General features: G+C 62.6%; 17 protein-coding genes. 10 read left to right on the plus strand and 7 right to left on the minus strand.

Annotated features, from left to right (window positions below):
- Nucleotides 1-23 precede the first annotated feature (23 nt).
- Nucleotides 24-1280, minus strand: a complete 1257-nt coding sequence (locus H8S62_RS09330) for a diaminopimelate decarboxylase (RefSeq protein ID WP_155147257.1) — start codon at nucleotides 1278-1280, stop codon at nucleotides 24-26.
- Nucleotides 1281-1613: 333 nt separating this feature from the next.
- On the opposite strand from H8S62_RS09330, the gene H8S62_RS09335 reads away from it, so the two are divergent.
- Complete coding sequence (locus tag H8S62_RS09335) at nucleotides 1614-2990, plus strand: uracil-xanthine permease family protein (RefSeq protein WP_186919105.1); 1377 nt, start codon at nucleotides 1614-1616, stop codon at nucleotides 2988-2990.
- A gap of 126 nt (nucleotides 2991-3116) precedes the next feature.
- Here the strand turns inward: H8S62_RS09335 and H8S62_RS09340 are convergent, their stop codons facing one another.
- The 4 genes from H8S62_RS09340 to H8S62_RS09355 form a co-directional block, all read right to left on the minus strand.
- A complete protein-coding gene (locus tag H8S62_RS09340; RefSeq protein ID WP_186919106.1) occupies nucleotides 3117-5159 on the minus strand; it encodes an S-layer homology domain-containing protein in 2043 nt (680 codons plus the stop codon).
- Nucleotides 5160-5229: 70 nt separating this feature from the next.
- Entirely contained in the window at nucleotides 5230-6411 is a 1182-nt protein-coding gene (locus tag H8S62_RS09345; protein ID WP_155147263.1) for an ABC transporter permease, read from the minus strand.
- Nucleotides 6412-6559: 148 nt separating this feature from the next.
- Nucleotides 6560-7288 (minus strand): ABC transporter ATP-binding protein, encoded by a 729-nt coding sequence (locus H8S62_RS09350; RefSeq protein ID WP_155147266.1) that lies wholly within the window; start codon nucleotides 7286-7288, stop codon nucleotides 6560-6562.
- A gap of 65 nt (nucleotides 7289-7353) precedes the next feature.
- Nucleotides 7354-9174 carry an efflux RND transporter periplasmic adaptor subunit gene (locus H8S62_RS09355; protein WP_186919107.1) on the minus strand — a complete coding sequence of 607 codons (1821 nt, stop codon included), beginning with the start codon at nucleotides 9172-9174 and terminating at the stop codon, nucleotides 7354-7356.
- A 206-nt stretch (nucleotides 9175-9380) separates the two neighbouring features.
- Here H8S62_RS09355 and H8S62_RS09360 point away from each other — a divergent pair, with 206 nt between their 5' ends.
- On the plus strand, nucleotides 9381-10058 hold the full coding sequence (locus H8S62_RS09360; protein ID WP_186919108.1) for a response regulator transcription factor: 678 nt from the start codon (nucleotides 9381-9383) through the stop codon (nucleotides 10056-10058).
- Between the two features lie 154 nt (nucleotides 10059-10212).
- Nucleotides 10213-11505 (plus strand): sensor histidine kinase, encoded by a 1293-nt coding sequence (locus H8S62_RS09365; RefSeq protein ID WP_186919109.1) that lies wholly within the window; start codon nucleotides 10213-10215, stop codon nucleotides 11503-11505.
- Nucleotides 11506-11575: 70 nt separating this feature from the next.
- Here H8S62_RS09365 and H8S62_RS09370 read toward each other — a convergent pair whose 3' ends face one another.
- Nucleotides 11576-11830 (minus strand): hypothetical protein, encoded by a 255-nt coding sequence (locus H8S62_RS09370; RefSeq protein WP_186919110.1) that lies wholly within the window; start codon nucleotides 11828-11830, stop codon nucleotides 11576-11578.
- Nucleotides 11831-12083: 253 nt separating this feature from the next.
- On the opposite strand from H8S62_RS09370, the gene H8S62_RS09375 reads away from it, so the two are divergent.
- On the plus strand, nucleotides 12084-12335 hold the full coding sequence (locus H8S62_RS09375) for a helix-turn-helix domain-containing protein (protein WP_155147276.1): 252 nt from the start codon (nucleotides 12084-12086) through the stop codon (nucleotides 12333-12335).
- Nucleotides 12336-12539: 204 nt separating this feature from the next.
- On the opposite strand, the gene H8S62_RS09380 is transcribed toward H8S62_RS09375, so the two are convergent.
- The gene (locus tag H8S62_RS09380) at nucleotides 12540-13934 is read right to left on the minus strand and encodes an MATE family efflux transporter (protein ID WP_186919111.1); all 1395 of its coding nucleotides are present in this window, start codon (nucleotides 13932-13934) and stop codon (nucleotides 12540-12542) included.
- 354 nt (nucleotides 13935-14288) lie between these two features.
- Between H8S62_RS09380 and H8S62_RS09385 the strand changes: the two genes are divergently transcribed.
- The 6 genes from H8S62_RS09385 to H8S62_RS09410 all read left to right on the plus strand — a co-directional run bounded on the left by H8S62_RS09385 (nucleotide 14289) and on the right by H8S62_RS09410 (nucleotide 21005).
- Nucleotides 14289-14717 (plus strand): Hsp20/alpha crystallin family protein, encoded by a 429-nt coding sequence (locus H8S62_RS09385; RefSeq protein ID WP_155147280.1) that lies wholly within the window; start codon nucleotides 14289-14291, stop codon nucleotides 14715-14717.
- Nucleotides 14718-14872: 155 nt separating this feature from the next.
- The gene (gene clpB, locus H8S62_RS09390; protein ID WP_155147282.1) at nucleotides 14873-17503 is read left to right on the plus strand and encodes an ATP-dependent chaperone ClpB; all 2631 of its coding nucleotides are present in this window, start codon (nucleotides 14873-14875) and stop codon (nucleotides 17501-17503) included.
- A 651-nt stretch (nucleotides 17504-18154) separates the two neighbouring features.
- Nucleotides 18155-19543 (plus strand): TrpB-like pyridoxal phosphate-dependent enzyme, encoded by a 1389-nt coding sequence (locus tag H8S62_RS09395; protein WP_155147284.1) that lies wholly within the window; start codon nucleotides 18155-18157, stop codon nucleotides 19541-19543.
- Nucleotides 19544-19691: 148 nt separating this feature from the next.
- The gene (locus tag H8S62_RS09400; protein ID WP_173023484.1) at nucleotides 19692-20105 is read left to right on the plus strand and encodes a 4Fe-4S dicluster domain-containing protein; all 414 of its coding nucleotides are present in this window, start codon (nucleotides 19692-19694) and stop codon (nucleotides 20103-20105) included.
- A 1-nt stretch (nucleotide 20106) separates the two neighbouring features.
- Nucleotides 20107-20715: a DUF5714 domain-containing protein gene (locus H8S62_RS09405; RefSeq protein WP_155147288.1), complete on the plus strand. Its 609-nt coding sequence runs from the start codon at nucleotides 20107-20109 to the stop codon at nucleotides 20713-20715.
- Nucleotides 20712-21005 carry a biotin/lipoyl-containing protein gene (locus H8S62_RS09410; RefSeq protein ID WP_173023485.1) on the plus strand — a complete coding sequence of 98 codons (294 nt, stop codon included), beginning with the start codon at nucleotides 20712-20714 and terminating at the stop codon, nucleotides 21003-21005. The genes H8S62_RS09405 and H8S62_RS09410 overlap by 4 nt, the downstream gene beginning before the upstream one ends.
- The last annotated feature ends 8 nt before the right edge of the window (nucleotides 21006-21013 follow it).

The raw sequence follows: 21013 nt of genomic DNA on the forward strand, positions 1-21013 counted from the left end.
TCCGGGGCGCATGTCCCCGCCGCTTACCAAACCAAAGTGGAAAAATAGTCGTCCGGCGTCTCGGCCCTTCTGATGAGCGCGGTGCTCCCGTCCTCTTTCAGCAGTATCTCGGCGGAGCGGAGGCGTCCGTTGTAGTTATAGCCCATGGAGAAGCCGTGGGCGCCGGTGTCGTGAATGACCAGCAGATCCCCTATATCAATCCTGGGCAGCATCCGGTCGACGGCAAACTTGTCGTTGTTCTCACACAGGGATCCGGTCACATCGTAGCGGTGGTCGCACCTGGCGTCCTCCTTGCCCATGACGGTGATGTGGTGGTAGGCCCCGTACATGGCCGGGCGCATCAGGTTGGCCGCGCAGGCGTCCACGCCGATATACTCCTTATAAGTGTGCTTCTCGTGGGTGGCCCTGGTGACGAGGCAGCCGTAGGGCCCCAGCATGAAGCGGCCCAGCTCGGTAAAGATGGACACGTCGCCCATACCTGCGGGCACCAAAATCTCCTCAAAGGCCTTCCGCACACCCTCGCCGATGACGGCAATATCATTGGCGGGCTGGTCGGGGTGGTAGGGGATGCCCACGCCGCCGGAGAGGTTGATGAATTTGATGTCGCACCCGGTCTCGTCGCGCAGCTCCACGGCGGTCTTGAAGAGAATGGCCGCCAGTGTGGGATAGTACTCGTTGGACAGGGTGTTGGAGGCCAGGAAGGCGTGGATGCCGAAGCGCTTGGCCCCCATGGCCTTGAGCTTGATAAAGCCCTCCTTGAGCTGGGCGGGGGTGAAGCCGTACTTGGCGTCCCCGGGGTTGTCCATCACCTGGAAGCCCTCCTTGGAGGCCCCGATGGAGAAGGTGCCGCCGGGATTGAAGCGGCAGGAGATGGTCTCGGGGATGTACCCGATGGTGTCCTTCAGGAAATCGATGTGGGTGAAATCGTCCAGGTTGATGGTGGCCCCCAGCCCGGCGGCCAGGACGAACTCCTCGGGAGGCGTGTCGTTGGAGGAAAACATGATTTCGCTGCCGGTGAAGCCGCAGCGGTCGGACATCATCAGCTCTGTGAGAGAGGAGCAGTCGGTGCCGCAGCCCTCCTCCCGGAGGATTTTGAGAATGGCGGGGTTGGGGGTGGCCTTGACGGCGAAGTACTCCTTAAAGCCTGGATTCCAGGCGAAGGCCGCCTTCATCCGCCGTGCGTTCTCCCGGATGCCCCTCTCGTCGTAGAGGTGGAAGGGGGTGGGGTATTCGGCAGTCATTTTTTCAAGCTGTTCGAGGGTGACAAAGGGCTTCTTCATGGAGAAATCCCTCCTATTTCTAAAAACTCAGATTATATTTTACCGAATCATAGTGCGAAAGTCAATGAACGAAACCGCCAAGCCTTTTCCGCCCCTCCGGGCCCGCTTTGCCCATTTCAGAAAAAAGGACAAAAGTCGTGATTTTCCCTTGCAACCCACCGGCAATTTTGCTATTATAAATCGAAAGTCGAAAGGGAGGGTGCGTCATGCTGTTTCGGAGCGTTGTTTCGGTCATCACTGCCCCTTCCTTTCTATTTTTGCATGACAATCACGGGAGTGGTTGTTTTTTTTTGCGCAAAAGCGTGTGTGTAACGAGATGAAGGGAGAAATCACATGAATCAGCAGCAGCCCATCCGCGATGCCCGGACCCTTGGCGTCCCCAAGATGCTCCTCCTGGGGCTCCAGCATATGTTCGCCATGTTCGGGGCTACCATTCTGGTGCCCATCCTGACCAACCTTTACTTTGTGGACCCGGCCACCGGGACCTCCTACGGCCTCTCCATCCAGGTGACCCTGATCTGCGCGGGCCTGGGTACATTGTTCTTCCACGCCTGCGCCAAGCTGAAGGTACCCGCCTTTCTGGGCTCCTCCTTCGCCTTTCTGGGCGGCTTCCAGACCATCGCCAATCTCCAGATGGGTATTTTTAAGGGGATGCCCATGTCTGAGCGCCTGCCCTACGCCTGCGGCGGCATTGTGGTGGCCGGCTGCCTCTACCTGATTCTCGCCCTGGTCATTAAGCTGGTGGGCGTGAAGAAGGTCATGCGCTTCCTGCCCCCGGTGGTTACCGGCCCGGTCATCGTCTGCATCGGACTGACCCTGGCGCCCAGCGCCATTTCCAACGCCTCCACCAACTGGCTGCTGGCCCTGGTGGCCCTGGTCATCATTGTGGTCTGCAACATCTGGGGCAAGGGCATGGTCAAGATTATCCCCATCCTGCTGGGTGTGGTGGGGGCCTACGTGGTGGCTCTCATCATGCACTTTGCGGGACTCACCAATCCCGACGGCACCGCCATCCTCACCTTTGCCGGAGCCGCCAAGGCCGCCTGGGTGGGCCTGCCCCCCTTCCACTTCGCCAAGTTCGACCTGACCGCCATCCTGGTCATGGCCCCTATCGCCATCGCCACCATGATGGAGCACATCGGCGACATGTCGGCCATCTCCGCCACTGTGGGACAGAATTTCATTGAGAATCCCGGCCTCCACCGCACCCTTATCGGCGACGGCGTGGCCACCGCCCTGGCCGGCCTTGTGGGCGGACCCGCCAACACCACCTACGGCGAGAACACCGGCGTGCTGGAGCTGTCCAAGGTCCACGACCCCCGGGTCATCCGCATCGCCGCCTGCTTCGCCATCGCCCTCAGCTTCATCCCCAAGATGGCGGAGGTCATCGGCTCCCTCCCCGCGTCCATCATCGGCGGCGTCAGCTTCATCCTCTACGGCATGATCTCCGCTATCGGCGTGCGCAATATCGTGGAGAACAAGGTGGACTTCACCAAATCCCGCAACCTGATTATCGCCGCCGTCATTTTGGTGTGCGGCCTGGGCTTCGGCAGCGGCCTCACCTTCCAGATCGGCTCCGCCTCCCTGACCCTCACCGGCCTCGCCATCGCGGCCATCGCGGGCATCGTCCTCAACGCGGTGCTCCCCGGCAAGGACTACGAGTTCGGCGTCAACCCCGAGGGCGACCAGAACCGGGGTATTCACCAGTAGGCATTCATTAGGAGGGCCTGGGGGGCGCGAAACGCGCCCCCCAGGCCCTCCTTACTGCGCGCATATACTCTCTCGGCGGCGATAAACCTCACTGCGCACGGCGCAGGCTCGCCCCGCCGCCGTACCTCACAGCGCGAAAATCACCCGCACCTGTCCGCCCGTCTCCGGGGTGCGGTCGTAATAGACGGCAAAATCGTCCGTAAACGCCTTGGCGGCCGAGAGGGTCGTCCACTTCCCGGTGGCGGCATTATAGACCTGCACGTCCCCGCTGATGGGGATGCCCGCCACGCTGTCGCCGCCGTCGAAATCGGCGCGTGTAATCCCCACCAGCTCCGTGAGGGTCATTACCTTGGCGGCCTTCCCCGCCGCCGTGCCCGCCACGCCGCCCACCGCTCCGTCCCTGAAGGAGATGCCGGTAATATAGGTTGTATTGCCCTGGCTTCCGTTCTCCACCTGAACCGTGATATTGGTATATTTCATCTCCCCGCTGCCGCCGGACTGCTCCCCTTTCTCCAGGATGCCGTAGTCATAGCAGGTCCCGGTCACGTCGGAGAGCACCAGCAAATCCACCGCCCCGTCCGCGCCGGTCCCCACGTACTCAATGCTGGCGGCGGCCACGGTGTCCACCAGAATGTCGTCCAGGGTGATCTCCGTCACAGGTGAAGTTCCCACACGCTCGTAAATCTTCACCTGCTCCGCCAGCGCCCTGTCCCCCAGGGTCCCGTTTTTCACATCCAGCGCCGCCGAAGCGCCGCTGTAGGAGAGCCCGGAGACGCTGATTTTTCCCGCGGCGGAGCTGCCCACCTTCACCAGGCTGCCCACCAGCTCGGCGGATACCGCACCCGTGCTCTTGCCGGAGACGGTGACGCCGCCGGTCAGTTCCACCTGGGGGCTGGCCCCGCCGCTCTTGAGCACACCCACCATCCGCGCCGCGGACGACGCCGGGCTGACGGCGGCCACCTCCCCACTGCCGTCCAGGGTGACGGTGATTTTATCCCCCAGGGCCGCATCGCTCAGTCCCTCCGCCCCGTCCTCCGGCACGGTAAGGACCGCCCCCAGCACCGTAATGGTGCCGGGGGCCGTGGTATTCGGGCTTACGTCCTCATAGTAGCCGGTGATGGTGCTGCCGGCCACCGCCGCGCGCGCCCGGACCCAGAGCAGGTCCACGGTCCCCGCGGCGCTGTAGAACACCGTGACGGTATCCCCCTTTCTGATGTCGTACCAGCAGTCCGCCCAGGTCTGCTTCTCGTCGTCCAGAAGGACGGCCAGGCCGTTGGTGAGGGAAAAGGTATTCCCGTTCGCATCCTGAATCCCGGCTGCGTCCACCGCGGCCACGGTCAGTGTCCTTACCGCGCCGTCCTCCGGCAGGAAGCCGGCGGCCGCCCCCGATCTGTTCAGCAGCAGGGTCCCCCGCGTTCCGGCCAGGGCGGCGGAGGGCTCGTTCGCCTTTACATAGTAGGAGACCGCCCCGTCGGCGTAAATTTTCACGGTGTCGGCCGTCCCGTCGCCGGCGGTGGCGGAGGTATCCAGCAGGACTGCATTTTCCACGGTGGCGGCTGCCAGTCCCTCATAGAGGGCCCTGCCCTGGGTGGTGTCCGCCTTCAGCGCACGGTAGAGGAGGAGGGCCGCCTCCCCCCGGGTGAGGCCCTCCCCGGCGGACTTGCCGATGCCGCTGAGCAGGCCCAGCTCGGTCCCCTTGGCCATATAGTCCTCAGGCCAGAAGGGCCCCACATCGGCGGTGGTGTACCCCAGTAGGCGCAGGACGATGGTCACCGCCTGGCCGCAGCTCACCGCGTCGTCCGGGCCGAAGAGGCCGTTGCCGTAGCCGGCCACCATGCTCTCCTCATAGGCCAGGTTCACATAGGGGGCCGCCCAGCCTGTGGCGGGCACGTCGGAGAATAGAGTCTTGTAGGCGCTGTTTTTCACCTGGTCTCCGTGGCCCTCGGCCAGCACCGCCAGCTTGCAGAACTGGGCTCTGGTGAGGGAGTCGCCGGGGTGGTAGCCCCCGTCGGAATAGCCCGAGACGATGCCCAGCCCGGACAGGACCTCCACCGCCTCGGCCACGTCGCCGGACACGTCGGAAAAGGCCTGTCCCGCGGGGACTGTGACGGCCGCCGCGCCCAGACAGAGCGCGGCCGCCATCAGCATGGCCAGAATACGGTTTTTCATGGGTTCTTGCCTCCTTCGTTTGAAAAGCCTTCCCCCGCGGGGGAGGGCGGCAGGGCTGCGCCCCGCCGCTCTAATCCGCCCTCAGCGCGTCTACGGGCTGGAGGTTGGATGCCTTGGCCGCGGGGTAGATGCCGAAGACGATGCCGATGACCACCGAGAAGCACACCGCGCCCACGGTGATGAGGGTGCTCGGGAACAGTATCAGCCCGTACATGGCCTTCCCCAGCACCGCCGAGAGGAGGAACCCCAGGCCGATGCCGATGAGGCCCCCCAGGCCGCTGAGGATGGCGGCCTCCACCAGGAATTGTGTGACAATCTCCCGGCGCGGCGCGCCGATGGACTTCTTGATGCCGATCTCCCGGGTCCGCTCGGTAACGGTGACCAGCATGATATTCATGATGCCGATGCCGCCCACCAGCAGCGCGATGCCCGCAATGCCGCCCAGGACCACGCTCATGGAGGTCATCTCGTCGTTGGAGGCCGTCATGGCGGCGTTGCCGTCGGTAAGGGTGTAGGTCCCCACACTGGAGTCAATCTGTCCGGTGAGGTAGCTGTCCAGCTTGCCGATGACCGTGTCCACATCATCCGACTTGCCCACCTTCACCGTGTAGCTGGTGAGATAGCCGGTGCCCAGGAGGGAGCGGGAGAGCGAGTAGGGCACCACGACGGCGTTGTCCATGGAGTCCTCCCCGCTGCCGTCCTTCTGGTAGTACGTGCCCACCACCACAAAGGGGTCGCCGTTTAAGTAGATGGTCTCGCCGATGGGGTCGGCGTACTGGAAGAGGGCGTCCGCCACGTAGGCTCCGATGACGCAGACCCGGCTGCGGCCCTCAATGTCGTAGTCCAGGATGTCCCTGCCGCTGTCCAGGGTGTAGTTGTTGCAGTCCGCCCACTGGTCGCTGCCGAAGTAAATTGTGGAGCTGTCCACGCTGCCGCTGCGGTACTTCACGGTTTTGGAGGTCTTCTGGTCCGGGGACACCCCTGTGACCATGCCGGACAGCTCGCCGTTGCCGTACGCATAGAGCAGCCCCATCACATCCTCCGCCCGGCTCTGGTCGTACCAGGTCAGCTCCACCGTAACCTTATTGACGCCCAGCTTCTCATAGTAGGCGGTGATGTCGGCGTTGTAGCCGCTCACCAGCGCCACCAGCACCAGCACGGCGGTAACGCCGATGATGATGCCCAGCATGGTGAGAAAGGACCGGCCCTTCTTCTCCCGTATGGAGTCCAGCGCCATCATTAATGCATTCATCGTATCTCCCTCCCATGGCTCCGTTTTTTCAGTGCCCGCCGCGTCGGCGGCGGGTTCGGAGCCCAGCGGAGAATTTCCGCAGGGCCAGCTCACGCGGCCCGGGGATTTCATAAACGTGGGTCCCAGCTCTCTCAGAGACGGGGTGCGATCATCTGGCGGCCGCCACCTTCAAATCCGGGATCAGAATGCCGTCCCAGAGGCTGTCGTGGACGATTCTGCCGTCCATGACCCGGACAGTCCGGTCCGCCTGGGCGGCGATGCCGACGTCGTGGGTGATGAGAATGACGGTGGTCCCCTTCTCCCGGTTCAGCTCCCGCATGAGGGCAAGGACCTGGGCCCCGGTCTTGGAGTCCAGCGCGCCGGTGGGCTCGTCGGCCATGAGGACGGGCGAGCCGGTGCACATGGCCCGGGCGATGGCGACCCGCTGCTGCTGGCCGCCGGAGAGCTGGTTCGGGCGGCTCTCCGCCTTGTCGGCGATCTCCACCTGATCCAGCGCCTCCAGCGCCCGGCGGCGGCGCTCGTCCGCCCGGACGTGCTGGTAGGTCAGAGGCAGGGCCACGTTCTGCCAAACGTTGAGGGAGGGGATCAGGTTGTACCCCTGAAAGATGAAGCCGATGCGCCGGCTGCGCAGCTCGGACAGCTCCTGCGGCCTCCGCTCCCCCACGCTCACGCCGTCCAGGTAGTACTCCCCGCGGGTGGGCACGTCCAGACAGCCCAAAATGTTCATCATGGTGGACTTGCCGGAGCCGGAGGTGCCGATAATGGCGATGAATTCCCCCGCGTCGATGTCCAGGGTCACTCCGTCCAGGGCGTTGACCTGGTTGTCCATACCCTCGTTGTAGATTTTATAGACGTTGTCCAGGCGAATCAGGCTCATAGCGTCTCCTTTCATAGTGCGGGTCATGTGGTAGATGGGCGTTTATCTAAGCGCCGCCGTCTCCCTTATCCCGGGAATCCGCCGCCCATACTGCCCCCCCGGTTTCCGCCGCCGGAGAAATCGGGCATATTGCCGCCGCCGAAGTCCGGCATCTGGCCGGAGAAGTCCCCGCCGGGGAAGCCCTGCTGCATCTCGTCGGAGCCGTCCCCCTGGCTGGTGGTGTCCCCATTGGAGGGGGCAGCGTTCTGGTAGCGGGTAAAGACCTCCGTATCCCGCTCCACGCCGGAGAGAATACGGGCGTACCGGCTGTTGGTGGAGCCCACCTCCACGCTTACGGCGTAGAACCCGTCCGGCACCACGCCCTCGTCCAAATCCACCGCGTTCTCGGGCCGGGCGTCGCTCTTGATGAAGAGGCAGGTCCCCTCGCTGGTGCTCTTGAGGGCGGCCAGGGGCGCCAGAACCCCCTCCTCCGCGTCGCCTGTGGTGATGTAGTAGGAGACGTTCACCCCTGCGGAGAGCTCGCCGTTCGAGGCAATTTCAACGGTGATGGGAAAATACGCCACGCCGCTGGAATTGGTGGCCTCGTAGCTCACTTCGGTGACGGTGCCCTTGTATGTACTGTTTTTCTCCGCGCCGGAGCGGACGATGGTGACGTCCATGCCCATCTCGATGCTGTCGATGTCCAGCTCGTCGATGTTGGCGGTGATGGTCATGGTGTCCAGGTTGTAGATGGACACTGCGTTTTGCCCCGCCGCGCGGGGTTTTTCGCCCTCCCGGACGCCCACGGAGATGATTTTTCCGGGAATCTCGGCCGTCACGGCATAATCAGCGCGTTTTTCCTCGGTTTCCGCAATCTTATCCTCATAGGCGGCGATTTTGTCCTCTGTCTGGGTGATTTTCTTGTTGATGGAGGTCATCTGAGTCTCGTAGTCGCTGCCGTCGATGACGAAAAGGGTCTCCCCCGCGCCCACCTTCTGATAGGCCATGGCTGCGGCGGCGGAGATCTCGCCGGATGCCCCGGCGGTCAGGGTTTTCGTGGCGCTGTACTTCAGCTCCCCCTCCACGGCGGGGTAGATCTTCTCCCCGCTGTCCGAGAGGAGCCAGCCAGCCCCGGTCATGCCCTCGGTAAGGGCGCCGGGGTTCTCCACCGTCACGGTGACGGCGAAGCAGCGGGTCCCCTCGGTGGTGATGCGCTCCACCTTCTGGATGTCGGTCACGACGCCCTCGAAATTCTGCATCAGGTCGGCCACCGACACCCCGGCGGTCATTCCTGCATATACCTGGTCCTCATAGGCGTAGCTGAAGTACTGGGTGAGGGTCATCTTCGTGTCGTCCACCAGCAGGGCCAGCTTCGCGCCGTTCTGAACGGCGTCCCCCTCCTCCGCGTCCACCTCGGTGAGCCGCCCGGCGAAGGGCGCGGCCACGGTCAGCTCCGCCATGGTCTCCTGCAGGTCGGCGAGCTGCTCATAGCTCTGCTCCAGCTCCTCCTCCAGGTCGGTAATCTCGTCCCGGTACTCCTCAATCTGGTCGTCCAGCTCGGAGTCGTCCTGGGTGTAGAGGAGGTCGCCCTCCTCCACCGTATCCCCCGCGGCCACATAGACGCCGGTAATCTCGGCGGTGGAGGCGGTGGTGACGGTGACGGAGTTGTTGGGCAAGGTGGTGCCCGTGCCCTCGATGGCGTTGGACAGGGAGCCGTAGGTGGTGAACTCTGTAAGGGCGATTTTCTCCTCCGCCGAGAAGAACAGCGCCTTGGCCCCGAACCCCGCACCAACCAGCAGGGCCAGCACCAGGACGGTCACGACCGCCGCCTTTTTTCCGGGCCTGCGCTTCTTCTTTGGCTTTTCCGCCGGTATGTCTCCGCTCGTCCTCGTTTTCATCAGCTGCATTTGCAATCCTCCCCGCAGCGTTTTATTGACAGGGCCCAGTATACGGGTCCAAGCTGAAATCAGTCTGAAAGTTCCGCATACGAAATGTGAACACTTCGTAAATGATCTGAGAAATCCTGGTTTTTTTTAACCCGTCTGATATAATTTCAGAGAAGTTTCAGGTTTCTGTATTAGAATGGCGGCAAAGTGAGAAAGGGCGTGAGGCAATGCGCGTTTTAATTGTGGAGGACGAGGTGCGTCTGGGGGAGGCCCTGACGCAGATTATGCTGGAGCAGCGCTACCAGGCGGAGGCGGTGACCACCGGCGTCGACGGTCTGGACTACGCCCTCACGGGCCAGTACGACGTTATCGTTCTGGACGTGATGCTCCCCGGACTGGACGGGTTTGAGGTGGTCCGTCGGCTCCGGGCCGCCCATATCTCCACCCCCGTGCTCATGCTCACCGCCAAGGACGAGCTCACCGACAAGGTGTCCGGCCTGGACCACGGGGCCGACGACTATATGACCAAGCCCTTCGACTCCGAGGAGCTGCTGGCCCGGGTGCGGGCCCTCACCCGGCGGCAGGGGGAGGTGCAGGGGGAGACCATGGCGGTGTCCGACCTGGCGCTGGACCTCTCCACCCGCTGTCTGCGCCGGGGGGACAAGTCCATCCGGCTGGGCTTCAAGGAGTTTGAGGTCATGCGGCTCTTGATGCGGGGCGCCAATGCCGTGGTGCCAAAGGAGGACATCATCGCCCGGGTGTGGGGCCTGGACTCCGACACCGAGGACAACAACGTGGAGGTCTACGTCTCCTTTCTGCGCAAAAAGCTCTCCTACCTGGATTCCGCCGTCCAAATCCGCACCGTGCGCAAGGTGGGGTATTTTCTGGAGTTTCCGCAGGCATAAAAGCGGCGGATGGAGGCTCGTCTTTGCCCCGGTCTCACGCTGTGGGCCACCCCGGCCGTGGTGGCCCGGCCACTGTGGGAGCCCGCCATTTTGGCGGATAACGGCCCCGCTTTTCTCGTTTCTTCCCTTTTGATTTCCGCCCTGGAGGCCCGCCATGATCAAAAAGCTCCGTTTCAAATTTATTCTCACGAATATGGCTCTGGTGAGTCTGGTGCTGGTCATCGTCTTCGGGGTGCTGGTCGGGTCCACCTCCCAGCGGCTGAGCGCCCAGAGCGTGTCCGCCATGCGCCTGGCCCTTGAGTGGAGCGAGCTGGACGATCCGCCCCGGTTCGAGTTCGGCCCGCCCCCCGCGGACCTTGAGGAGGACGCCTACCGGCAGGAGGCCCGCAGGAACCGGGGCGAGGACCGGCAGTTCATGATGATCCCCGTCTTCTGCGCCGCGCTGAACGAGGACGGCTCGGTGGCCGCCCTCCACTTCCGGGACAGCGTGGAGGTCTCCGACGAGGTGCTGGAGCAGGCCGTGGCGCAGGCGCTGGCCAAAAGTTCGCCCTCCGGCGTCCTGCCCAGGCTGGACCTGCGGTACATGGTGGAGGTCTCGGCCGACGGGGTTACCCACATCGCCTTCGCGGACCGGAGCTGGGAGCGGTCGAATCTGAACAGCCTGATCGGCACCTCCCTCCTCATCGGCGCGGGGGCGCTGCTGGGGTTCTTCCTCATCAGCCTGCTCCTCTCCAAAATCGCCACCCGCCCCGTGGAAAAGGCATGGGAGCAGCAGCGCCAGTTTGTGGCGGACGCCTCCCACGAGCTTAAGACCCCCCTCACCGTCATCCTTGCAAACTCGGGCATTCTCCTGGCCCACCGGGACGACACAGTGGCCCGCCAGGCCAAATGGGTGGAATACATCCGGGAGGAGGCCCAGCGGATGAAGGGGCTGGTGGAGGACATGCTCTTCCTCGCCAAGAGCGACGCCGCCCGCACCGCCGTCTCCCGGATCGGCGTGGACATGAGCGAGACCGCGGAGAGCTGCCTGCTCCCCTTTGAAAGCGTGGCCTTCGAGGCCGGGGTGTCTCTGGCATGCGATATCCAGCCCGGCCTTCTGGTCCCCGGAGACGAGGGCCAGCTCCGCCGCCTGGTGCTGATCCTGCTGGACAACGCCTGCAAGTACGCCGGTGAGGGCGGCGCGGTGGAGCTGCTGCTGTGCCGGGCCCAGGAGAAGGTCCGGCTGACCGTCCACAACTCGGGCGCGCCCATCCCCGCCGAACACCTGCCCCACCTCTTCGAGCGGTTTTACCGCTCGGACAGCGCGCGCACCCGTGAGGCGGGGGGATACGGCCTGGGACTCGCCATCGCCAAGAGCATCGTGGACGGCCACAGGGGTAAAATCACCGTGACCAGCGCCCCCGGAGCGGGGACCGCCTTCACCGTGCTGCTGCCCTCCGGGAAATGACTTCTTCGTCCTCCAGACCCAATAAAAGACGCGCCGCAAAGCATTGCTTTGCGGCGCGTCTTTTATTGGGTCATCTCTTTTGCAGCCAGCGGGACAGCGCGGCCCGGGCCACGTCCTCCTCGGGGATTATATCGCTCTCTCCGGTGATATACCTGGCGACCTCACGCCAGGCCTCGCCGGACCAAATTCCATGTGGAATCCGCTTGACGGTCTGAGCGAGGGCGGGCGCCGTCTCAGGTACTCTGAGATCGGAAAGATACCCGCAGCCGCACTCCGCTGCAAGCCACTCCAGCAGTTCTGAACCTCCGCTTTCCTTTTGGGGCACGGCCTCTCCCTCCCATTTTCGTCACTTATCCAAACCTGCCCATGTTCTTTTTTAGTTTACACCTTTTCCGTAGGGGCTGTAAAGACTTTCATGCATTTTTATCCCCCGGTCCACTCATTTTTATCTCTCCACAGGAAAGGCGCCATTTCGCACCTTTGCCCTTGCTCGCTTTATATCAAATAGCATATATTTCCTGTTGCATTGTGTATGTTTCCTCTCACATTCTGTAATATTATGTAGAGGAGGAGATCAAATGTCCAGTTCACGGGAAGTTTCCTTTGAAAACCGCGAGAAATATCTTGAGTTGGGGCTGAATATTGCATTTTATCGCAAGCGCTGCGGTCTGACCCAGGAGGCGCTGGCGGAGCGGGTCGGCATCAGCCGTTCTCACCTGTCCGCCATTGAAGCGCCGAATTTGCTCCGCCCTTTTTCACTGGAGCTCCTCTTTGAGTTAGCCGATGCGCTTCATATCTCACCCAGCAAGCTCCTGGAATTTCGGGAGTGACGGTAAGACAAATTCCCTCCGACTATGTCGGAGGGAATTTTTTATTTCCGAGCGTAGCTCGGAAATAAAAAACGTCCATGTTGGCCGCTGTGCGGCCAACGGACTTAAAGTTTCAGCGCGTGGCCTTTCCAAGGCCACGCGCGCATAAAAAATAGCGTTTCACGCTGTTTTTTATGCTCTGTCCCGCTGATACAGGCTGAGAAGTTACCGCTTTCCCGCGGCGCTCTCCGCGCACTCCCGTACCTCAATGCTCCGCCCGCGGAGAATGCGGGGGAAAAAACGCAGGCACAATATCAGGGTGGTGGCGGAGCAAATCACGTCGCAGATTGGCTCCGCCCAGAAGGCCGCCTCGGCGGCGACCAGCATAGGCAGGGCGATGGTGCAGACCAGAAAGGTGGTCTTGCGGAACATGGAGCAGAAGAGGGCCAGGCGCAGGTGGCCCATGGCGGTGGTCTCGTCCACCAGGGCGTACTGGACGGCCAGGGGGATAATCGCCAGGGTAAATATCTTGATGTACTTCACGCTCCGGGCGGCCAGCACGGCGTCGGAGGTAAAAAGCCGCACAAAGAGGGGCGAGGCGGTATAGGTAAAGACGGTCATGAGGACGGTAAAGACCAGACAGATGCCGCACACGCACTGGACGGCCCTTTTTACCCGGTCGGTCCTGCCCGCGCCGTAGTTAAAGCTGACGGCGGGCTGGCTGCCGCCGGTGATGCCGCCCATGGGCATGGTGATGATGCACATATAGCTCTGGACAATGGTGGCACAGGTGACCAGCACGTCCCCCTCCCCCGGCCCGCCGTACTTCTGGAGCATGGCATTGAGAACGATGAGCAGCACGCTGTCCGATGCGATGATGAGAAACGGCGAGAGACCGAAGGCCATCACCCGCCGCATAACCCGCCAGGAGAAGCCCCCCCAGCCCAGGCGGATGGGCATGGATCTCTGCCGGAGGGAGAGGAGTACAAACGCGCAGGAGGCCATCTGGGAGAGGACGGTGGCGATGGCCGCCCCGGCGACGTCCAGGTGGAAAATATAGATGAAGACGGGGTCCAGGATGATGTTCAGCACCGCCCCCACCAGCACCGTCGCCATGCCCAGGCCGGAGCGGCCCTGGCAGATGAGGAAGCTGTTCATCCCCGTGGCCATCAGGGCGAAGAAGGTGCCCGCGGTGTAGATGGTGAGGTAGCTGTTGGCATAGGGGAAGGTGGTCTCACTGGCGCCAAACCACATCAGCAGCGGCTCCCGGAGGAGGAGAAAGAGGGTGGTCAGCGCACCGGAGAGGATGAGCAGCAGCAGAAAGCCGTTGTTCAGCACCCGCTGGGCCTCTTTTTCATTCCCCTCCCCCATGCGCATTGCCATGTTGGGCGAGCCGCCCAGCCCCACCAGGGAGGCAAAGGAGGACAGGAGGGTCACGATGGGCCCGCACACGCCCACCCCCGCCAGCGCCACGGTGCCGATGTCCGGGATGTTGCCGATGTACATACGGTCCACAATGCTGTAGAGCACGCTCACAAGCTGGGCCAGCATGGTGGGTATGGCGAGGCGCAGGATAAGGCGCAGAACCGGGTCGCTGCCCAGGTCGTTTTGATGTTTCAATGCCGTTTCGCTCCTGTTGACGTAGTTAAGTGGCAAATCTCAGGGCACAGGGCCTTGAGGTATTCCGGCCTATTATAATCGATGTGACGGCCTTCGTAAAGGGGCATCCCGCTTTTTAGCACTCTCTTGTCACGAGTGCTAATGTTTACAATTTAGACATAATTTATTGTATATTTGTTCACAGCCCAGCCGTATACTGTACCCAGAAAAACAGATGAGGGTCCGGAAGAAACAGGCGAAACGGCCCCGGAAAGAGAGTGACAGCTATGTGTGAACGCCATGTTTAGCACAATCGAGGTCCGACTGCCAGATCACGCCACCCACAAAAACAACTATCGAAAAGGAGAGTTTTCTATGTTTGGTATGCTTCCTTTTGATCGCAGCAACGACAATCTGTTCGACACCTTCGACAACTTTGCCCGGGATTTCTTCCGCAGCAGCAACGCCTCCCTTCCCGCCTTCCGCACCGATATCCGCGAGCTGGACGGCAAGTACGTACTGGAGGCCGAGCTCCCCGGCTTCAGCAAAGAGGACATCAGCCTGGACGTGAAGGACGGCATCCTCACCATCTCCGCCGAGCACAGGGAGAACCGCGAGGAGAAGGACGAGAGGGGTAATTACCTCCGCCGGGAGCGCCGGTACGGCTCCTTCACCCGGTCCTTCGATATCACCGGCATTGATGAGAGCGGTATCACCGCAGCCTATCAGAACGGCGTTCTGGAGCTGACCCTCCCCAAGAGCCAGCCCGTTATCCCTGAGGCACGCCGGATTGCAATCGAGTAAGCTGGAGCAGTAAACGGGAGCCGGTCAGCTGAGGCTGTCCGGCTCCCGCCATGTTTTCCTACCGAATTTTAGTAATTTAAGTATGTACTATTTAACAATAATGAGATATAATACTGATAGAGACAGGTTCTCTTCCTGAAAGGATGTGACGTCAAATGAACGCCAACAAATATACCCAAAAATCCCTGGAGGCCGTCCAGGAGGCCCAGGCCATCGCCGTGGACTACGGCAACCAGCAGATTGAGCAGCCCCACCTCCTCCTGGCCCTGGTGGCCGCCGAGGACGGCCTCGTGCCCCAGCTCCTCACCAGGATGGGCCTGACCGTCCCCTCCTTTGAGGCGGCGGTCAAGGACCAGGTGGCCCGACTGCCCCGTGTGTCCGGCTCCGGGCGGGAGCAGGGGAAGGTCTACGTGGCAGCCGACGTGGACAAGGCCCTGAACCAGGCCGAGAGGGTTGCCGAGAGCATGAAGGACGAGTATATCTCGGTGGAACATCTCCTGCTGGGCCTGGTGGAGAGCGCCAACGCCACCCTCAAGGAGCTGTTTCGCACCTACAATGTGAGCCGAGAGGGCATTCTCCAGGCCCTGACCGGGGTGCGGGGCAACCAGCGGGTCACGTCGGACAGCCCTGAGAGCACCTATGACGCCCTCAAGAAATACGGCAGCGACCTGGTGGAGCGGGCCCGGCAGAACAAGCTGGACCCGGTAATCGGCCGGGACGACGAAATCCGCAACGTCATTCGGATTCTGAGCCGGAAGACCAAAAACAACCCCGTTCTCATCGGCGAGCCCGGCGTGGGCAAAACCGCCATCGCGGAGGGGCTGGCCCAGCGGATTGTCAAGGGCGACGTTCCGGTCAGCCTGAAGGACAAGACCATCTTCGCCCTGGACATGGGCGCGCTGATTGCCGGAGCCAAGTACCGGGGCGAGTTTGAGGAGCGGCTGAAGGCCGTCCTCAACGAGGTGAAGAAGTCCGAGGGCCGCATTCTCCTCTTCATCGACGAGCTGCACACCATTGTGGGCGCCGGCAAGACCGAGGGCGCCATGGACGCGGGCAACCTTCTAAAGCCTCTGCTGGCCCGGGGGGAGCTGCACTGTATCGGCGCCACCACGCTCAACGAGTACCGCCAGTATATTGAGAAGGACGCCGCCCTGGAGCGGCGGTTCCAGCCCGTGCTGGTGGCCGAGCCCACGGTGGAGGACTCCGTCACCATCCTGCGGGGCCTCAAGGAGCGCTACGAGATCTATCACGGCGTGAAGATTACCGACGGCGCCATCATCGCCGCCGCCACCCTGAGTAACCGCTATATCACCGACCGCTTTCTCCCCGACAAGGCCATCGACCTCATCGACGAGGCCTGCGCCATGATCCGCACGGAGATCGATTCCATGCCTACCGAGCTGGACGTGATTCAGCGGAAGATCATCCAGCATGAGATCGAGGAGGCCGCCCTCAGAAAGGAGACCGACAAGCTCTCCCAGGAGCATCTATCCGAGATCCAGAGAGAGCTCTCCGACATGCGGGACGAGTTTAACGCCAAAAAGGCCCAGTGGGAAAATGAGAAAAACGCCATCGGCAAGGTTCAGAAGCTGCGTGAGGACCTGGAACACGCCAACGCCGAGCTGGAGAAGGCCCAGCGGGAGTACGACCTGGAGAAGGCCGCCCAGCTCCAGTACGGCAAAATTCCCGAGCTGCGCGCCGCTCTGGAGGCGGAGGAGCAGCTCGCCCAGGAGGGCAGGCGCAGCTCCCTCCTGAGGGACAAGGTGACCGAGGAGGAGATCGCGCGCATTATTGAGCGCTGGACCGGTATCCCCGTGGCCAGGCTGATGGAGGGCGAACGCGACAAGCTCCTCCACCTGGAGGATATTCTCCACCAGCGGGTCATCGGCCAGGACGAGGCCGTCCGCCTGGTCAGCGAGGCCATTTTGAGAAGCCGTGCGGGCATCGCCGACCCCAACAAGCCCATCGGTTCCTTCCTCTTCCTGGGTCCCACCGGCGTGGGCAAGACCGAGCTTGCCAAGACTCTGGCCGAGGCCCTCTTCGACAGCGAGAAGAACCTGGTGCGCATCGATATGAGCGAATACATGGAGAAGTTCTCCGTCTCCCGGCTCATCGGCGCGCCTCCGGGCTATGTGGGCTATGAGGAGGGCGGCCAGCTCACCGAGGCCGTCCGCCGCCACCCCTACTCCGTCATCCTCTTCGACGAGGTGGAGAAGGCCCACCCCGACGTGTTCAACGTCCTCCTCCAGGTGCTGGACGACGGCCGCATTACCGACTCCCAGGGCCGGACGGTGGACTTCAAGAACACCATCATCATCCTCACCTCCAACCTGGGCAGCCAGTACCTGTTGGACGGTATCGGCGAGAACGGCGAGATCACCGAGTCCGCCCGAAGCCAGGTGGAGGAACTTCTCAAGCGCTCCTTCCGGCCGGAGTTTTTGAACCGGCTGGATGAGATTGTCTTCTACAAGCCGCTCACCAAGGCCAACATCACCCACATCATCGACCTGCTGGTGGCGGATTTGAACCGCCGCCTCAGCGACAAGCAGCTCTCCGTGGAGCTGACTCAGTCCGCCAAGGAGTACGTCATCGACAGCTCCTACGACCCGGTGTACGGCGCGCGGCCCCTGCGCCGCTTCGTCCAGCACACCGTCGAGACCCTCATCGGCAGGAGAATCATCGCCGGCGACGTGGACGCGGGGGACACCCTCACCGTGGACTTGCGGGACGGGGACCTCACGGTGGATGCCCGCCGGGTGCTCAAGGGCGAGGTCGTGGACGGCTGACGCAGCAGAAAAATCAGAGACGCCGCTGGAAGCGAGTGCTTCCAGCGGCGTCTCGCACCCTGCGGGGCGGCCGCCCGCCATCCTCCGCCCTGTTGTCGCTCCCCATCAGGCCTTGTTCAACAAATGGGAGTATGCCCGGCGGCGCGAGATTTTTTCATTTTTCAAGCAGTTTTTTGCAGGAATATTGACTGATTTAAGGACAAACTGCGTCGTCCATGCGGAAAAAGAACCGTCAATTGGCCGTGTTGACCGATTCATACAATGCCTGGCCTCTGAAAAATTTTTCTTGACAAATCCTCCGCCCCGTGCGTATACTGTAGCAAAGCAAATCAAGAAACCGATGACGAAGAGAAGTAGCGACGACCCGGACCTTCTCAGAGAGCCGCAGGTGGTGGGATTGCGGCAGGGGACGACGGCGTGAATGGACTTCCGAGGGCGCGGGCGAAAGATTTTCTTCGAGTAGCCAGACGGGGACTCCGCCCGTTATCAGGGGAGCGTGGGTTGGTTGACCTGCGAAAGTGAGTGGGCGCTCCACGGGGCGTCAATCCGGGTGGTACCGCAGAGGCCAGTCCTTTGTCCCAGAGATTTAATCTTGGGGACGAGGGGCTTTTTTTGTTGCCTGTCTCGTCCCGTAAAAAGGAGAAATGCGATATGTCTGCCAAAAAAATTCCCCACCGCCTCTATCTGACCGAGGACCAGATGCCCCGCCAGTGGTACAACCTGCGCGCCGACATGCCCGAGCAGCCCGACCCCCTACTGAATCCCGGCACCCTCCGGCCCCTGGCCGTAGAGGAGCTCTACCCCATCTTCTGCGAGGCCCTGGCCCGGCAGGAGATGGACGGCTCAAAGCGCTACTACGACATCCCCGAGGAGGTCCAGGAGGTCTATAAGATGTACCGCCCCTCCCCCCTCATCCGGGCGTTCAACCTGGAGAAGGCCCTGGGCACCCCGGCAAAAATCTACTACAAGTTTGAGGGCAACAACACCTCCGGCTCCCACAAACTAAACTCCGCCGTGGCCCAGGCCTACTACGCCAAGGCCCAGGGAATTACCCGCCTTACCACCGAGACCGGCGCAGGCCAGTGGGGCACCGCACTCAGCGAGGCCTGCTCCTACTTCGGCATTGACCTGGACGTGTTTATGGTCAAGTGCTCCTATGAGCAGAAGCCCTTCCGCAAGGCGGTCATGGGCGTGTTCGACGCCAACGTGACCCCCTCCCCCTCCCCCACCACCGAGGTGGGCCGCAAAATTCTGGCCGAGAACCCCGGCACCACCGGCAGCCTGGGCTGCGCCATCTCCGAGGCGGTGGAGTCGGCGGTGACCGCCGGGAACTCCCGCTACGTGCTGGGCAGCGTCCTCAACCAGGTGCTGCTGCACCAGTCCATCATCGGTCTGGAGAGCAAGGCCGCCATGGAGGAGCTGGGTGAGTACCCCGACGTGGTGGTGGGCTGCGCCGGCGGCGGGTCCAACCTGGGCGGCCTCATCGCCCCCTTCATGCAGGATAAGCTGACAGGGAAGCACGACCCCCGCATCGTGGCGGTGGAGCCCGCCTCCTGCCCCTCCCTCACCCGGGGCAAGTACGCCTACGACTTCTGCGACACCGGCAAGGTCACCCCCATGGCCCGGATGTACACCCTGGGCAGCGGCTTCATTCCCTCCGCCAATCACGCCGGCGGCCTGCGCTACCACGGCATGAGCCCAATCCTCTCCAAGCTCTACCACGACAAGTTCATGGAGGCCGTCAGCTACAGGCAGACCGAGGTCTTCGAGGCCGCCGTCCTCTTTGCCAAGCTGGAGACCATCCTTCCCGCCCCCGAGTCCGCCCACGCCATCAAGGGCGCCATCGACGAGGCTATGAAATGCAGAGAGTCCGGCGAGGAGAAGACCATCCTCTTCGGTCTCACCGGAACCGGCTACTTCGACATGACCGCCTACGAGGCCTACCTCAGCGGAACCATGAGCGACCATGTGCCCACGGACGAAGAGCTGCAGAAGGGCTTCGACACCCTGCCTGACATCCCCCAAAACAAGGGTATTTAAGGTCAACGGCCCCGCCTCCCCCGAGGCGGGGCCGTTGATTTCCGCCGCCCTTGAGACCATTATTTTACCAAAATTCGCATTTCTCTTCCTAGACAGCCGGTCTCGCCGGTGGTACCATGGGGCTATCAAAGCACGGGAGGCCGGAAACATGGCGGACAAACAGCCCTATCTCGACGCCCTTCGCGAGCTGCTCGCCTATGAGCTGCCTCCGGATGTCCGGGAGCGCGTCACGTTTCTCCTGGGCAACCCCGGGGCCAGCGCCTATGAGCTGCGCAGCGCCTGCCGCCGGGCGGCGGAGCGGACCGTCCTCTCCTACCCCCGCTCGGAAATCGTGTGGCACCCCACCGTGGACGCCGCCCTCTGCACAGGCTGCGGCAGGTGCTTCGACTTCTGTCCCCAGCAGGTCTATGAGATGGCGGACGGCCTCTCCAGCGTGAAGCGGCCGGAGCGCTGCGTCATTCTCTGCTCGGAATGCGCCCCCCTCTGTCCCGCCGGGGCCGTCACCTTCCCGCCCCAGACGTCCTACCATGAATTTTTGAAGCCGCGTGAGGAGGAGTGCTGAAATGCCCGGAATCTGTCCGTGGGACGACGCTGTCGTCTCCGCCCTGAAGGCGTCCTGCATGTCCGTGCATACAGCCAAAGCGCCCACCACCCTCACCGCCCTGCTGGTCCGGCTGATGGACACTCCAGGCGTGCCCATGCACTACCCGTATCATCACTTCATTACCCCCGCCGCCCTGCTGACTCTGGCGGCCATGGAGCGGGGGACCGGCGCGGATACCCTGTCCGCCCAATTGTCCCTGGCTGAGGAACGGGCCCGGACCGTCCCCGGCGGCTTCTGCGGCAACTGCGGGGCCTGCGGCGCGGCCATCGGCGCGGGCATCTTCGTCAGCGTCTTCACCGGAGGCAGCCCTATGTCAGTGGAGAACTGGCAGTGGGCCAACGAGGTCACCAGCCTCTGCCTCCACAAAATTGCCTCCTGTCCCGGCCCCCGCTGCTGCAAGCGGGTCACCTTCCTGGCCGCCCAGGCCGCCGTCCCCTACCTCAACGAGGTCTGCGGACTCTCCCTCTCGCTGGATGAGGAGATCTCCTGCCATTTCCACAATAAGAACCCCGATTGCCTGGAGCGGGACTGCCCCTTCTACCCCGCCCAGGGAGGTGGCGTGCGGTGAAGTGCCCTATTGTGGCGCCCCAGTCCCACCTTCCCCGGAAGGACCCGGTGAATCCCTGCCCCTGTCAGGGGCGCCCCGTGGACCTGACGGTCAAAAAGGGCGTACTCTTCTGGCTCAAGGAGGTGGGTGAATCCGTGTCGGAGGGCGAGCCGCTCTGCGAGGGGGAGGCCGCCAAGCAGGTTCTGGAGTTCGCCGCACCGGTGGGCGGCGTACTGGCGGAGCGGTGCATCGAGGACGAGGAGGTTTTCTCCGCCGGGGATATTTTGGGCTATATTGAGATTGATGAATAGCAAGAGCG

It is taken from the genome of Lawsonibacter faecis, assembly GCF_014287675.1.
Classification (GTDB): Bacteria; Bacillota; Clostridia; order Oscillospirales; family Oscillospiraceae; genus Pseudoflavonifractor; species Pseudoflavonifractor faecis.

What these genes read in the sequence shown, in the direction of transcription:
- H8S62_RS09330 (WP_155147257.1), bottom strand. Translation starts at nt 1,280, where the DNA reads ATGAAGAAGCCCTTTGTCACCCTCGAACAGCTTGAAAAAATGACTGCC.
- H8S62_RS09335 (WP_186919105.1), top strand. Translation starts at nt 1,614, where the DNA reads ATGAATCAGCAGCAGCCCATCCGCGATGCCCGGACCCTTGGCGTCCCC.
- H8S62_RS09340 (WP_186919106.1), bottom strand. Translation starts at nt 5,159, where the DNA reads ATGAAAAACCGTATTCTGGCCATGCTGATGGCGGCCGCGCTCTGTCTG.
- H8S62_RS09345 (WP_155147263.1), bottom strand. Translation starts at nt 6,411, where the DNA reads ATGAATGCATTAATGATGGCGCTGGACTCCATACGGGAGAAGAAGGGC.
- H8S62_RS09350 (WP_155147266.1), bottom strand. Translation starts at nt 7,288, where the DNA reads ATGAGCCTGATTCGCCTGGACAACGTCTATAAAATCTACAACGAGGGT.
- H8S62_RS09355 (WP_186919107.1), bottom strand. Translation starts at nt 9,174, where the DNA reads ATGCAGCTGATGAAAACGAGGACGAGCGGAGACATACCGGCGGAAAAG.
- H8S62_RS09360 (WP_186919108.1), top strand. Translation starts at nt 9,381, where the DNA reads ATGCGCGTTTTAATTGTGGAGGACGAGGTGCGTCTGGGGGAGGCCCTG.
- H8S62_RS09365 (WP_186919109.1), top strand. Translation starts at nt 10,213, where the DNA reads ATGATCAAAAAGCTCCGTTTCAAATTTATTCTCACGAATATGGCTCTG.
- H8S62_RS09375 (WP_155147276.1), top strand. Translation starts at nt 12,084, where the DNA reads ATGTCCAGTTCACGGGAAGTTTCCTTTGAAAACCGCGAGAAATATCTT.
- H8S62_RS09385 (WP_155147280.1), top strand. Translation starts at nt 14,289, where the DNA reads ATGTTTGGTATGCTTCCTTTTGATCGCAGCAACGACAATCTGTTCGAC.
- clpB (WP_155147282.1), top strand. Translation starts at nt 14,873, where the DNA reads ATGAACGCCAACAAATATACCCAAAAATCCCTGGAGGCCGTCCAGGAG.
- H8S62_RS09395 (WP_155147284.1), top strand. Translation starts at nt 18,155, where the DNA reads ATGTCTGCCAAAAAAATTCCCCACCGCCTCTATCTGACCGAGGACCAG.
- H8S62_RS09400 (WP_173023484.1), top strand. Translation starts at nt 19,692, where the DNA reads ATGGCGGACAAACAGCCCTATCTCGACGCCCTTCGCGAGCTGCTCGCC.
- H8S62_RS09405 (WP_155147288.1), top strand. Translation starts at nt 20,107, where the DNA reads ATGCCCGGAATCTGTCCGTGGGACGACGCTGTCGTCTCCGCCCTGAAG.